This is a genomic window from Niveispirillum sp. (genome assembly GCF_017996735.1).
Lineage (GTDB): Bacteria > Pseudomonadota > Alphaproteobacteria > Azospirillales > Azospirillaceae > Niveispirillum.
On record NZ_JAGOGJ010000163.1, the window covers coordinates 1 to 12,814 of the forward strand.

The 12,814-nt window shown below is 63.5% G+C and carries 12 protein-coding genes; 6 read left to right on the forward strand and 6 right to left on the reverse strand.

Features of this window, described 5'->3' with window-relative positions; translation table 11 throughout:
* Both KBA48_RS29185 and KBA48_RS29190 read left to right on the forward strand, forming a co-directional pair.
* A partial coding sequence (locus KBA48_RS29185) for an alpha/beta hydrolase fold domain-containing protein (RefSeq protein WP_292912207.1) occupies positions 1-494 on the forward strand: 494 nt, incomplete at its 5' end.
* 289 nt (positions 495-783) lie between these two features.
* Positions 784-1,155 (forward strand): hypothetical protein, encoded by a 372-nt coding sequence (locus KBA48_RS29190; RefSeq protein ID WP_292912208.1) that lies wholly within the window; start codon positions 784-786, stop codon positions 1,153-1,155.
* A gap of 266 nt (positions 1,156-1,421) precedes the next feature.
* On the opposite strand, the gene KBA48_RS29195 is transcribed toward KBA48_RS29190, so the two are convergent.
* A complete protein-coding gene (locus KBA48_RS29195; RefSeq protein ID WP_292912209.1) occupies positions 1,422-3,167 on the reverse strand; it encodes a methanol/ethanol family PQQ-dependent dehydrogenase in 1,746 nt (581 codons plus the stop codon).
* A 304-nt stretch (positions 3,168-3,471) separates the two neighbouring features.
* Between KBA48_RS29195 and KBA48_RS29200 the strand changes: the two genes are divergently transcribed.
* Complete coding sequence (locus KBA48_RS29200) at positions 3,472-4,842, forward strand: diguanylate cyclase (RefSeq protein WP_292912210.1); 1,371 nt, start codon at positions 3,472-3,474, stop codon at positions 4,840-4,842.
* Positions 4,843-5,022: 180 nt separating this feature from the next.
* On the opposite strand, the gene KBA48_RS29205 is transcribed toward KBA48_RS29200, so the two are convergent.
* Positions 5,023-5,700 carry a DUF502 domain-containing protein gene (locus KBA48_RS29205; RefSeq protein ID WP_292912211.1) on the reverse strand — a complete coding sequence of 226 codons (678 nt, stop codon included), beginning with the start codon at positions 5,698-5,700 and terminating at the stop codon, positions 5,023-5,025.
* Positions 5,701-5,811: 111 nt separating this feature from the next.
* On the opposite strand from KBA48_RS29205, the gene KBA48_RS29210 reads away from it, so the two are divergent.
* Positions 5,812-6,510, forward strand: a complete 699-nt coding sequence (locus KBA48_RS29210) for a Crp/Fnr family transcriptional regulator (RefSeq protein ID WP_292912212.1) — start codon at positions 5,812-5,814, stop codon at positions 6,508-6,510.
* A gap of 35 nt (positions 6,511-6,545) precedes the next feature.
* Here KBA48_RS29210 and KBA48_RS29215 read toward each other — a convergent pair whose 3' ends face one another.
* Together KBA48_RS29215 and KBA48_RS29220 are read right to left on the reverse strand one after the other, a co-directional pair.
* A complete protein-coding gene (locus KBA48_RS29215; protein WP_292912213.1) occupies positions 6,546-7,424 on the reverse strand; it encodes a ParB/RepB/Spo0J family partition protein in 879 nt (292 codons plus the stop codon).
* The gene (locus KBA48_RS29220; protein ID WP_292912214.1) at positions 7,421-8,374 is read right to left on the reverse strand and encodes an AAA family ATPase; all 954 of its coding nucleotides are present in this window, start codon (positions 8,372-8,374) and stop codon (positions 7,421-7,423) included. Before KBA48_RS29220 ends, KBA48_RS29215 begins: the two co-directional genes overlap by 4 nt.
* A 223-nt stretch (positions 8,375-8,597) precedes the next feature.
* On the opposite strand from KBA48_RS29220, the gene KBA48_RS29225 reads away from it, so the two are divergent.
* Both KBA48_RS29225 and KBA48_RS29230 read left to right on the forward strand, forming a co-directional pair.
* The gene (locus KBA48_RS29225) at positions 8,598-10,421 is read left to right on the forward strand and encodes an N-6 DNA methylase (RefSeq protein WP_292912215.1); all 1,824 of its coding nucleotides are present in this window, start codon (positions 8,598-8,600) and stop codon (positions 10,419-10,421) included.
* 30 nt (positions 10,422-10,451) lie between these two features.
* Complete coding sequence (locus KBA48_RS29230; RefSeq protein WP_292912216.1) at positions 10,452-12,137, forward strand: type ISP restriction/modification enzyme; 1,686 nt, start codon at positions 10,452-10,454, stop codon at positions 12,135-12,137.
* Here the strand turns inward: KBA48_RS29230 and KBA48_RS29235 are convergent.
* The gene (locus KBA48_RS29235; RefSeq protein ID WP_292912217.1) at positions 12,123-12,437 is read right to left on the reverse strand and encodes a type II toxin-antitoxin system RelE/ParE family toxin; all 315 of its coding nucleotides are present in this window, start codon (positions 12,435-12,437) and stop codon (positions 12,123-12,125) included. The genes KBA48_RS29230 and KBA48_RS29235 overlap by 15 nt on opposite strands.
* Complete coding sequence (locus KBA48_RS29240) at positions 12,421-12,711, reverse strand: type II toxin-antitoxin system ParD family antitoxin (RefSeq protein WP_292912218.1); 291 nt, start codon at positions 12,709-12,711, stop codon at positions 12,421-12,423. The genes KBA48_RS29235 and KBA48_RS29240 overlap by 17 nt, the downstream gene beginning before the upstream one ends.
* Positions 12,712-12,814: the final 103 nt, after the last annotated feature.

Sequence of the window (12,814 nt, forward strand, 5' to 3'; positions counted from 1 at the left end):
TCTCCGGCGTCGCCCGGCCCACCCGCCCGCCGCCGGAGGCCATGATGGCCGGCCTGGCGCCCCAGATCGCCGATGCCCGTGCTGCCTTCGCCCTGATCCGGCGGCGTGCGGCGGAATGGCGGGTCGATCCCGACCGCATCGGCATGGTGGGCTTTTCCGCCGGGGCCATGCTGACCATGGCCACCGCGCTGAACGGCCAGGACGCAAAGCCGGCCTTCATCGGCAATATCTATGGTCCCCTGGGCGCCATGCCGCCGCCGCCGGACGCCCCGCCCCTGTTCGTGGGTCTGGCGGCCGACGATCCCCTGTTCGGCAATACCGGATACGGGCTGATCGATGGCTGGCGGACCGCGAAGCGGCCCGTGGAATTCCACCTGTTCGAACAGGGCGGCCATGGTTTCGGCATGTATCAGAAGGTCACGACCAGCACGGGATGGTTTGATGCCTTTGTCCGCTGGATCGGCATGCATGGCTATCTGAAGCCGAAAGCCTAGCCGGCTGGTCGTATCAGGCCGGCGACCGCCGGCCCGGCGCACGTGCGCCGTGAGCCTAGCCGCCGGATGGCGGCGCCCGGCACCTGAGGGAGATTGGTACGGCGGCGACTGCCGCCGCGCCGCTCGTGCGGCGTAGCCAAGCCAGCGGATGCTGGCGCCGGCGATTGAGGGACACGAAAGCGTGACCATCGGTCATGATTTCGTGCCACTGGAATTATAGGAATAAATTCTTGAAATCCCCCTGCCCTGCCCCCATACTCCGGATCTGACCCCAGATCCGGAGCCGCCGATGGACCCGCTCAGCACAGATACCCTTGCCGGGGCCGGCCTTGCCCTGGCCATTGCCGGCGCCATCGCGGGTGTGCGCTGGCTGGTGACGGGCAAGGCACGGGAGATTGATGGCTTGCCAGCCCTGGTCCAGTCCCTGCGGCTGGATCTGGTCCGCATCACGGCGCGGCTGGACCGGGCCGAAGCCGATATCGCCAATGACCGCGCTGGTCGCCGGGCCTTTGGCGCGGTCGAGATCCTGGTCAGCAAGATCAATTCCGACATCGGCCACCTGTCGGCCGACCTGCAGAAACTGTCCGACCGGCACGAGCGCGGCAACCAGGATATCTGGACCGCCATCGACCGGCTGCGCGAGACACGGGAAACCGTGTGAGGGGCAGACACCCTGTCACAGGACAAACGGCCAAAGGCTGGACCTTTGGCCGTTTGCAAATGGTCGAAATGTTGACCTAAGGCCAATCTGCCGAGGGTTTTACCCTTGGCAGATTGGAGGCCGGCGACGGCCGGCCCGGCACCGCGTGGTGCCGTAAGCCAAGCCGCCGGATGGCGGCGCCCGGCGTCTGAGGGAACACGCAATCTTACTGGATCGGTCACGATCAAGGAAGATTGGTACAAGGCCAATCATTCAGGCCGACAACATTACGCCTTGGGCAGCTTGAACACCCAGAGCGAGCCGCCCTGGTTGATATGCTGGATGGACTTGGCCACCTCACCACCCCAGAGCGGCACGGCACCACCCCAGCCGGACAGGACGGCCACATATTGCTCGCCATCCTGTTCCCAGGTGACGGGGCTGCCCACCACGCCGGAACCGGTGTTGAACTTCCAGACTTCCTTGCCCGTCTGCGCATCGAAGGCCTTCAGATAGCCTTCGGGCGTGCCGGTGAAGACCAGATTGCCGGCCGTGGTCAGAACGCCACCCCACAGCGGGGCCTTGTTCTTATATTCCCACTTCGTCTCGCCCGTCGCCGGGTCGATGGCGCGCAGCACGCCGATATGGTCCTCATACAGCGGCTTGATGTTGAAGCCGGCGCCCAGATAGGCCGCGCCCTTCTTGTAATTGATCCCTTCGTTCCAGATATCCATGCCCCATTCATTGGCGGGGACATAGAACAGGCCCGTATCCTGGCTGTAGGCCATGGGCATCCAGTTCTTGCCGCCCAGGAAGGAGGGCGCGGCGAAGACCGACTTGCCCTTGGTCTCACCCTGGGCCGCCTCCACCGGGTTGCCGGGGCGGTTGGCCGGGTCATAGATCGGGCGGCCCTTCTTGTCGAAGCCCTTGGCCCAGGTGATCTTCGACACGAACGGCGTGGCGGAGATGAACTTGCCGTTGGTGCGGTCCAGCACAAAGAAGAAGCCGTTGCGGTCGGCCTTGGCGCCGGCCTTGATGATCTTGCCGTCCTTCTTCAGGTCGAAGGGAATGAACTCGTTCACCCCGTCGAAATCCCAGCCATCATGCGGCGTGGTCTGGAAATGCCATTTGATCTCGCCCGTATTGGGGTCGATGGCCAGGGTGGAGGAGGTATAGAGATTGTCGCCCGGACGCAGATGGCTGTTCCACGGGGCGGGATTGCCGGTGCCCATATAGATCAGCTTGGTTTCCGGATCATAGGTGCCGCCCAGCCAGGTGGCCCCACCGCCCTGCTTCCACATGTCACCCTGCCAGGAAGCGTTCAGCTTGCCCGTCATGGTGCTGTCCTTGCCGTTCAACTGCCCGACATGGCCCTCAATGGTGGGGCGCGACCAGACCAGCTCGCCCGTCTTGGCGTCGCGCGCCTCCACCTTGCCGATGATGCCGAATTCACCGCCGGAATTGCCGGTGATGACCTTGCCATCCACGATCATGGGGGCGGCGGTATAGGAATATCCCGCCTCGTAATCGGCGATCTTCTTGGACCAGACGACCTTGCCCGTATCCTTGTTCAGGGCCACCAGCTTGGCATCCAGCGTGCCGAAATAGACCATGTCGCCATAGATGGCCGCACCACGGTTCACCACATCGCAGCAGGGCATGATGCCATCGGGCAGGCGGGCATCATACTGCCACTTCTCCTCGCCCGTGCGGGCATCGACGGCCCAGATGCGGCTGTAGGAGCCGGTGACATAGATGGTGCCGTCATGGACGATGGGCTGCGCCTCCTGCCCGCGCTGCTTCTCCCCACCGAAGGAGAAGGAGAAGGCGGGCACCAGCCTGGACACATTGTCGCTGTTCAGCGTCTTCAGCGGGCTGTAGCGTTGCGCCTGCGGCCCCATGCCATAGGTCAGCACGTCGCCGGTGGTGGCGGCGTCGTTCATCAGATCGGCGTCGGTGGGACCGGCGGCAAAGGTCGGCGTAGCGGCGGCCAGGCCCAGCACGGCGCAGGTGGCCAGCAGAATGCGCTTCATGGCGTCTTGTCTCCCTGTTCAAGGGCCGGGGATGCGCCCGGCTTCCGGCGATATCCGCCCGCAAGCCACCGATCGCTGCCACCGGGGAAGCGGCGGCAACGGGTCCGGAACAATCAAAGGCCTGGGATACGGAATGGTTTCAACGACGGCGCCAGGGTAACCCCGCACGGCAAGGGGCAAAATTGAACCTTGGTATCAGCAGGGGCCAGTCCCGGCCCGCCCGATATGACCCTATGGTTGTTTCCATTCCGGATCGGTGGACCATAGTATGCAGGTGGGTCCATATGCAGCAGGGGCGTGCCGGGTGTTCACATTCTGGAAATCGGCGGGGAAGCGGGGCCGGGCAGCCTTTCTGCTGGCCTTCTGGCTGGCCCTGCCCGGCATGGCCGCCGCCGCGCCCCCCGCCCCGATCCCCTATTGCGTGGACCCGGACTGGCCACCCTATGAGGTGATCAATGCGCACGGCGTGCATGAAGGGATCGCCGCCGACCTGTTGCAGCTTGCGGCCGGGCGGGCGGGGCTCGACCTGTCACTGGTGCGCACAAAGGACTGGGACGACAGCATCGCGGCGGTGAAGCGCGGCGACTGTGTGTTCCTGGACTTCCTGAACCAGACGCCCATGCGTGATGAATGGCTGGTCTTCACCGAGCCCCTGTTCATCGATCCCAATGTCATCATCACGCGGGAGGAACAATCCTTCGTGGCCGATCTGGCGGCGCTGGAGGGCAAGACCATCGCGCTGCCCAAGGGAACGGCGATTGAGGAGCGGGTGCGCCGCGACTTCCCCAACCTGCATGTCATCACCACCGACAGCGAGGCCGCAACCTTCGAGATGGTGTCCAACCACAAGGCCGACCTGACCATCCGGTCGATGATGGTGGCCGTGCATACCATCAAGAAACAGGGCTGGTTCAACCTGAAGGTCGCGGGCCTGGTGCCGGGATATGAGAACAAGCTGCGCATCGGCATCGCCCGGGATCATGCCGATCTGGTGGACCGGCTGAACCCCGCCATCGCCAGCATCACACCGCAGGAACGCAACGCCATCGCCAACCGCCACGTCGCCATCAATGTGCAGACGGCGGTGGATTACCGGCTGATCGGCGGCATCGTGGCGGTATTCCTGGTGATCCTGCTGTCCAACCTGGCCTGGGGGATGAAGCTGCGCAAGGTGAACCGGCAGCTTCGCCTTCTGTCGCGCCGTGACGGGTTGACGGGCCTGTATAACCGCGCCGGGCTGGACGAACAGCTTGCCGTGGAAATGGAACGGGCCACGCGCCAGGGCACGCCCCTGTCCGTCATCCTGATCGACCTGGACCATTTCAAGAACGTGAATGACCGGCTGGGCCATCTGAAGGGCGACCGGGTTCTGGCCGAGATGGCGGGCGTCCTGCGCCTCGCCACGCGGCGGCCCGACACGGTGGGCCGCTGGGGTGGAGAGGAATTCCTGGTCCTGTGCCCCGATACGGACGGCGATCAGGCCCTGGCCGTGGCGGAACGGATCTGTGCGGCGGCGCGCGGCGGACATTTCGCCAGCGGCTGGCGCCACACGATCAGCGCCGGGGTGGCGCAACTATCGCCCGGCGAAAGCAGCCATGGCCTGTTGCAACGCGCCGATGCGGCCTTGTACCGGGTAAAGAATGGCGGCCGCGACCATGCGGCCCTGGCCGCCTGAACCCACCTTATTTGACCTTTAGGCGCTGGCGCATGAGGCGCTGGAAAGAGTAACCACCGGTCATCATTCATGACCGGTGGTACGGCGGCGACCGCCGCCGCGCGGCACGTGCCGCGTGAAGCCAAGCCAACGGATGTTGGCGCCGGCGCCTGAGGCGCTGGAAAGAATAACCACCGGGCATCATTCCCCCGGCGCCACCAGCCCGCCGGACACGACCAGTTTTAACCCGTCCTCCACACTCATCGACAGCGGCTTCACCGACGCGCGCGGCACAAAGATCAGGTAGCCGGAGGTGGGGTTGGGCGTGGTGGGGACAAAGACATTGATCATCTCCCCGCCCTGCTCCAGCACCCTGGCCACCTCACCCCGCGTGGTGCCGGAGACGAAGGCGATGGACCAGGCGTCCTTGCGGGGGAATTCCACCAGCACCACCTCGCGGAACGCGTCCGACTTCTGGGCCAGCACGGTTTCGAACACCTGCTTGATGGCGGTGTGGATGCCGCGCAGCACCGGCATGCGGCCCACGATCGCCTCGCCGAGTCGGACCAGCAGGCTGCCCACCATGCCCGCCGACACCATGCCGACCAGGATCAAAAAGGCCAGCAGCAGCAACAGGCCCAGGCCCGGCAGGGTGAAGGGCAGCAACTGATCCGGATGGAATGCCGCCGGCAGCAGATTGTCGACCAGCCGGTCCACCCCGTCCACCACCAGCCAGGCCAGATAGAGCGTGATGGAAATCGGCGCCGTCACCAGGATGCCCGTGAACAGATAGGCTTTCAGCCGGGCCGCCAATGTCAGATGCAGCCCCGAAAACAACGCCAGCCCGCGTGGTTTCTGTCCGCCATTGCCGTCACCCATCACCTGCTCCATCATCGCTGCTGGAAAAACAACGCCCTAACCGTAGCGGTTTGCAGCCGGGCGGCCTAGATATACATTCCATTGACCCGACCCCACCCGTGGATACCCGACGTGAGCGACGCCCATACCGCCAATCTCGACCGGATCGACCTGCTGCACAGCCTGACCGCGGAAGAACGCGCTTCCATCGCGCGGCAATGCAGTTGGCGGCATTTCCACCCCCAGGAACAGATCGTCGACCGCTCGTCCGACAGCCGTGATGTCTGCCTGATCGTTGAAGGGCGGGTCCGGGTGGTGAACTATTCCCTGTCGGGCCGTGAAATCACCTTCGATGATATCGATGCCGGCGGCTATCTGGGCGAATTGTCGGCCATTGATGGCGGCGCGCGATCGGCCAGCATCGTGGCCCTGACGGAAACGCTGGTGGCCTTCATGTCGCCGCGCCTGTTCCTGGAAACCGCCACGCGCAACCCCGGCGTGGCGACCAAGGTGATGCACCGGCTGACCCAGATCGTCCGCGCCTCCACCGGGCGCATCATGGACCTGTCGACGCTTGGCGCCAACAACCGGGTCCATGCCGAACTGTTGCGCCTGGCCAAGGCTGGCCTGCGCCCCGATGGCAAGGCAGAGATCACGCCCATCCCCATCCATTCCGACATCGCGTCGCGCGTTTCCACCACCCGCGAAACCGTGGCGCGGGTGATGAGCGACCTGTCGCGCGACAATATCGTCATCCGCCAGGGCAACAGCCTGCTGGTCCCGGATTTCGAACGGCTGGAAGAGATGGTGGAGGAGGTGCGGGGGGACTGACCCCCTGCCCTACCCCCAAAAAAATCCCTTTGATTTCAAATCACTGACAGAATCCTGTCGATCTCCCCGCGCAACTGCTCCAGTTGCCGGCGCTGTGCCGGGTTGAGCGGCTGGGGCGATGCGGCGAAGCGGGTGACCAGCGGTTCCAGCCGGGCGACGGCCGTGGACAGGGCCTTGGGTGTCGGGCTTGTCCTGTCCGGGACCGGTTTTGGCGCTTGGGTGGCCCCCTCCCCTGCCCCCGCCGCGGCCGCCCGCGCCTCCCGCAGGGCCTTGACCGACGCGCCCCGGCGCAGCAGCGACAGAAGATGCTCGCGCTCCCCCTCCCCCGCCGCCAGAGCCAGTTCGACCATGGCGTTGCGTGACAGGTGCAACGTTGCACATTCGGCCAGCACCGTTTCCGGCAGGGTCAGCAGCTTCAACACGCGGTTGACCTGTGTCCGGCTCCATCCCAGGGCACCGGCGGCGGCCTCCTGCGTGTAATGGTGGCGTTCCATCAGGGCCTGGATGCCCGCCGCTTCCTCCAGCGGGGACAGGTCCACGCGCTGCAGGTTCTCCACCAGCGCGATTTCCTCGGGCTGGCCGTTGGTCACGATGGCGTGGATGGTGGCGCGGCCCAGCAGCCCGTGCGCGCGCCAGCGGCGCTCCCCGGCCACGATCTCATACTCGCCCTTGCGGTCGGGCAACGCGCGGACCAGGATGGGTTGCAGCAGGCCCTGCTTGTCGATGCTGTCGGCCAGTTGGCGCAGCGCATCCTCGTCGAAATGGCGGCGCGGCTGGTCGGCACGGGGGCGCACCCTGGCGTGCTCCACCTCGATCAGGCGCGGGAAATCGCGGGAGATCAGGGAGCCGTCGCCGCGCGCCGCCACATCATCCATGGCCCGGCCAAAGGCGGATTTACCCTTCTGCAGCTTCACGAGGCAATCTCCTTCGCCAATTCCATATAGGCCTGGACCGGGTGGTCGGCGGGCAGGGCCTCCACCGCGATGACATTGTTATAGGCGGCCTGGTTGATGCCCGTGCTCATCTTGATGGGCGCGAAGACGCGGCCCAGGTCCGACTGGCCCGTGAAGCGGGTGCGCAGGTCGGCCAGCACCTCGCGGTCCACCATCTGCCGTTCGGTATACATGGTGGGCAGCACGCCCAGCACCGTCAGTTCATGGTTGGTGAAGCGGCGCACACGGCCGATGGTCTTCAACAGCAGCGGAATGCCCAGCAGGTCGACCGGCCGCGTGGCCACGGGGATCAGGACATGGTCGGCGGCGTTGAGCGCATTGATCGTCATGCTGCCCAGATTGGGCGGCGTGTCGATCAGGATCCAGTCATACTCCCCTGTCACCTCTGCCAGCGCCGCCTTCAACCGCGTCTCGCGGCCCACCAGCCCGGCGGCACTGTCAAATTCCGCCAGCGCCACGCCCGAGGGCAGCACGTCGAAGCTTTTCAGCCGGATGATCGTGTCCGCCACCGGCCGGTCATCGACCAGCACCGCATGCAGGGTGGCGCCCTTCTCTTCCAGCTCGATAATGTCGCAACCGACCATGGCCGTGGCGCTGGCCTGCGGATCGGCATCGACCAGCAGCACCCGGAACCCCAGCCGCGCAAAGCACGCCGCCAGATTGACCGACGTCGCCGACTTGCCCACCCCGCCCTTCTGGTTGGAACAGGCAATCACCCGCGCCTGCCCCGGCCGCGCGCCCACCCCGATCAGGCGCAGCACCGCATCCGGCACCGGCTCCTTCCCGCTTTCCCAGCGGCTGACCCGCGCCTTGTCATAGGACCGGCCCAGAGCCTCATTCAAATGCCGCGCACAAGCCTCCTGCGTCAGCTCCTTACGCTTGCGAAACGCCTTCAACGCATCGCCGGACATGGGGTCTTCCTCTTGCTGCCACGGGAGCAGTAAGGGGCAGGGCAGGGGGCGTTGTCAACAAAGTTGACGGTGGGGTGTCAACTTTTGGGGGGTGGGGTGGGGCAGGGGGTGTGCAACGTTGCACGGGGGCTTTAGGCATCGCAAAGCAGGCCGCGTTTCAATTTTCTGGCGTGTTGGCCGGCAACATCGGTTACAACGGGATCAGATATTCACGGGTGATTTGATGACCGATGCAATTGACGACTATCTGTTGGCATTGCACCGCACACGGGCCAGCGGCGGATCTGTGCGGGAGCGTGGGCATTATGGCGCGCTGCAGAACCTGTTGAACAACCTGGGCGCCACACTGAAGCCCAAGGTGCATTGCATCAGTGAATTGGCCAATGCCGGGGCTGGCAGCCCGGATTTCGGGCTGTTCACGGCCCCCCAGCTTGTTTTTGACACGAATGAAGGCGTGCGGGCCATTCGTCCCCCGGATCGCGGTGTTGTGGAGGCGAAATCCCCCGACACCGCAATCGAGCGTGTGGAGGCCAGCGAGCAGGTTACCCAATATTGGGAACGGTATCGGCTGGTTCTGGTCACCAATTTCCGCAGCTTCCTGGTGGTGGGCGAGGATGAGGTCGGCCGCCGTAAAACGCGCGAGCGGTTTGACCTTGCCCCCGATGAATCCTCCTTCTGGTCTCTGGCCGCTGCACCGTCGCGCCTGCCTGCCGACATTCGTCTGCGCTTCCGGGAATTTCTGCATCGTTTGCTGTTGCAGAACGCTACTCTGACCCAGCCGCGTGACGTGGCGTTGATCCTGGCCAGTCTGGCCCGCGATTGCCGCGCGCGGCTGGAGGCAGCGGCGGCAGAGGATAAGGCGAGGTCGCGTCAACCCAACCTTCTGGAACCCGGTGGCCGGGCCAGCCCCTTGATCGACCGGCTGGACGACGTGCGAGAGACGCTGGAATCGGCCCTGGGCATCCGGTTTGATACCGAACGGGGCATGCATTTCTTCTGGTCCACCCTGGTCCAGACGTTGTTCTACGGCATCTTTTCCGGCTGGGTCATCTGGGCACGCCAACCCGTGCCCCGCGACAAGCGCGGCACATTCTCGCCGTTACGTGTGGCCTGGATGCTGCGGCTGCGGGTGATCCGCGCCCTGTTTGAACAGGTATACCGCCCCGGTGCCCTGGAAGGGCTGGGCATCGGCGATGTGCTGGATTGGGCCTGTGACGTGCTGCACCGGGTCGACGACACCGCGTTTTTCAGCCGGTTCCGCGAGGATCACGCGGTCCAGTATTTCTATGAACCCTTTCTGGAGGCTTATGATCCCGACCTGCGCCGGGAACTGGGCGTCTGGTACACCCCACCGGAGGTGGTGGATTACATGGTGGCGCGGGTCGATTGGGCCTTGCGCAGCCAGTTGGGCATAGAGCGTGGGCTGGCAGACCCCCGCGTGCATGTCCTGGACCCCTGCTGCGGCACGGGCAGCTTTTTCCTGGCCATCCTGGATCGTATCCACAAAACCCTGCTGGCGGAAGGGGAGGGTGATCTGGCCGGCTCCATGGTGAAACGCGCTGCAATTGAGCGCATCCATGGGTTTGAGATCATGCCTGCCCCCCTGGTAGTGGCGCATTTACAGGTGGCGCTTGCCCTGGAACATCTGTACCGCGCCCCGCTGAACGTGTCCGACGGGCACAGCAACCGCCCGGACGAGTTCCCCAGCATCCTTCTGACAAACGCCCTGACCGGGCTGGATGAAAGATCCGGTATCAGCCCACGCCTCCCCCTGCCGGAACTGGAGGATGATGGCTATTTCGCCGGGCGGGTGAAGCGGGAGGAACAGATCTGGGTGGTGATCGGCAATCCCCCCTATAACGGCTTTGCCGGGGTGGATGTAACGCCGGAGGAAAAGAGTTTAACAGACCCATGGCGCCAGGTCCGCGCCGTGCGCCCACCGGAAGGGCGAGGTTTGAACGATCCTTATGCGCGGTTCTGGCGTATGGCCGAACGGCGCATTGCCGAACGCACCGGGTTCGGCGTGGTTTGCTTGATTACCAATTAATCATGGCTTGACTGGCCATCGTACACCGGCATGCGTGAAAGTTTTTTGTACCAGTTCGACGAAATCTGGATCGACTGTTTGAATGGGGACAAGAATAAGAACGGAAAGAGGACCCCTGATGGCAGGCCCGACCCGTCGATCTTTTCTACCCGTGAAAATCCTGAGGGGATTGGCGTGGGCACCGCCATCGGCCTGTGTGTGCGTCAAGCCAAACCGAATGAGGTTGACACCACAGTTGCCAGTCCAGACCAACCCTATCGTGCCCAGGTGCGCTTCCGTCACCTCTGGGGTCGGGATAAGCGCGAACAATTGCGTGCCACCGCCGAAGGAGATGGTGTGCAACATTATGAGGTTATCACCCCCAGCTTGCCGCTGGGCTTGCCTTTCATGCCGGGGCAGGTGCGCGCCGATTATAACCAGTGGCCCATCCTGCCTGACCTGATGCCGCATTACTGGCAGGGCGTGAAAACCAGTCGGGATGACTTTCTGGTTGATATTGACCTGGAGCGGTTGAAGAACAGAATGCAAGAGTATTTTTCTGATTTGGATGACGAGGAGATGACCGCTCGTTATCCATCAATAATGACCCCTGGGAGTCGTTACAATGCAAGGAGAATAAGGAGCGCTCTACGTTCGAGAGGTATTGATCATGGCGCACTTGTCAGATATCAGTATAGGCCGTTTGATATGCGCTGGGTATATTGGGAGAAAGAAGGAAAACTTCTTGATGAGAAGCGCATCGAGTTCACCAAAGTAGACCTTGGGCATACTTACATGCTCGAATGCCGCGCAAAGCAGGCGAAGGACAATTTTGATAGGGGTTATATAACAAAGCAGTTGCCTGACAATTTTGGCAATGGCCAGTCAAGTTACTTTCCAATTACATGCAGTGGTGATCAGGTTGCCAGTTTGCTTTCAGAGACAATAGATAGCGGTTCATTATACAACCTTTCGGAACTGTCGCAAAGGTATCTGGCAGACCGCAAGCTGCCGCCTGATTGTATATTTTTCCACGCTGCCGCAACGCTCAACTCTCCAAGCTATCGTGAGTTGAACGCCGACCCGCTCCGTCAGAGTTGGCCCCGCATCCCCCTGCCCGATGACGCTGCCCTGCTGCTGCGGTCCGTTGCCCTAGGGCGGCGGGTGGCGGCGCTGCTGGATATGTCCAGCCCGGTGCCGGGGGTAACGCGCGGATCGGCGGCGGACCCGTTACCGGACCTGCTGTCCCTGGTTGGGCAAATGAAATCCATGACGCTTTCCGGTGACCTGAACGGGCGGGTACAGGCACGCTGGGGTTATCGCGGACAGAACAATACCTGCATGCCCGGCCCCGGCGACGCCCGCCCCCGCCCCTGGACCCAGGCCGAACAGGCCGCCATCACCACTGCCGCCGCTGCCCACGGCATCACGCCGGAACAGGCGCTGTCGCTTCTGGGCACGGAGTGTTTCGATATCCACCTGAACGCCGACACATACTGGACCGCTGTGCCTGCCGCCGTCTGGCGATTTACCATCGGCGGGTATCAGGTGATCAAGAAATGGCTGTCCTATCGAGAGGTGGAATTGTTGGGCCGCCCCTTGACCACCGAAGAAATGACCCACATCCGCGATATCGTGCGGCGGTTGACGGTTCTGCTGCTGCTGACCCCGGCGCTGGACGACAATTACCAGGCCTGTGCTGCGGGGCATGGGGGGGGGCGATTAAAGAGCCGCTAAATCCCGGCGCCCGTCGATGACCCGGACAATGGTCACCTGATCGACCGTACCCTCGTCTGTGTCGGGGTGTGTTTCATAGAGGATGAGATACGGCCCCTCGACCAGCACCCGCGTACTTGTCTGAATATCCGGGCGGCGGGGGCCGAGCCTGGGATGCTGCCCCAGTTGGTGGGCACGCATTTCCAGTGCATCATAGGTGCGCTCTGTTGCCATCGGGTTCTCGATGCCGATGACCACGTAAATATCTGCCAAGTCCGTTCGGGCTTGCGGATACCAAAGCACCTCAACCGGCATGCTCATTCGCCGTGCGTGCTTCGCTCAGGCGTTGCTGTGCTTCCTGCCGCAGCCTGTCGAAATCCATCGGTACAGGCGTGCCGCTGGATTTGCCCGCATCCCATGCCTGACGCAGCCGCCGGTTATCGTCCTGCCGCAGTTCGCGCCGGAACTGCCATTCCCGCACGGCTTCGCGGACGATCTCGCTGGTGGTTGCGTACTCACCGGCATCAACAGCAGCGCGCAAAGCAGCCACCTGTTCACTGGTCAGGGCAACGCTTACTTTCTGCACGTCGGGCATATGATCCCTCCTAAGCTCTTACTGCAATCTTGCTACCAAGTAGCAACATTGTCCATTAGCTCAAGGCCTATCCCCCCCGTGCAACGTTGCCCACCCTCCCCCC

Excerpts from the sequence above, each read along its gene's own strand:
- KBA48_RS29190 (WP_292912208.1), top strand. The coding sequence starts at position 784 with ATGGACCCGCTCAGCACAGATACCCTTGCCGGGGCCGGCCTTGCCCTG.
- KBA48_RS29195 (WP_292912209.1), bottom strand. The coding sequence starts at position 3,167 with ATGAAGCGCATTCTGCTGGCCACCTGCGCCGTGCTGGGCCTGGCCGCC.
- KBA48_RS29205 (WP_292912211.1), bottom strand. The coding sequence starts at position 5,700 with ATGGGTGACGGCAATGGCGGACAGAAACCACGCGGGCTGGCGTTGTTT.
- KBA48_RS29220 (WP_292912214.1), bottom strand. The coding sequence starts at position 8,374 with ATGTCCGGCGATGCGTTGAAGGCGTTTCGCAAGCGTAAGGAGCTGACG.
- KBA48_RS29225 (WP_292912215.1), top strand. The coding sequence starts at position 8,598 with ATGACCGATGCAATTGACGACTATCTGTTGGCATTGCACCGCACACGG.
- KBA48_RS29230 (WP_292912216.1), top strand. The coding sequence starts at position 10,452 with ATGCGTGAAAGTTTTTTGTACCAGTTCGACGAAATCTGGATCGACTGT.
- KBA48_RS29235 (WP_292912217.1), bottom strand. The coding sequence starts at position 12,437 with ATGAGCATGCCGGTTGAGGTGCTTTGGTATCCGCAAGCCCGAACGGAC.
- KBA48_RS29240 (WP_292912218.1), bottom strand. The coding sequence starts at position 12,711 with ATGCCCGACGTGCAGAAAGTAAGCGTTGCCCTGACCAGTGAACAGGTG.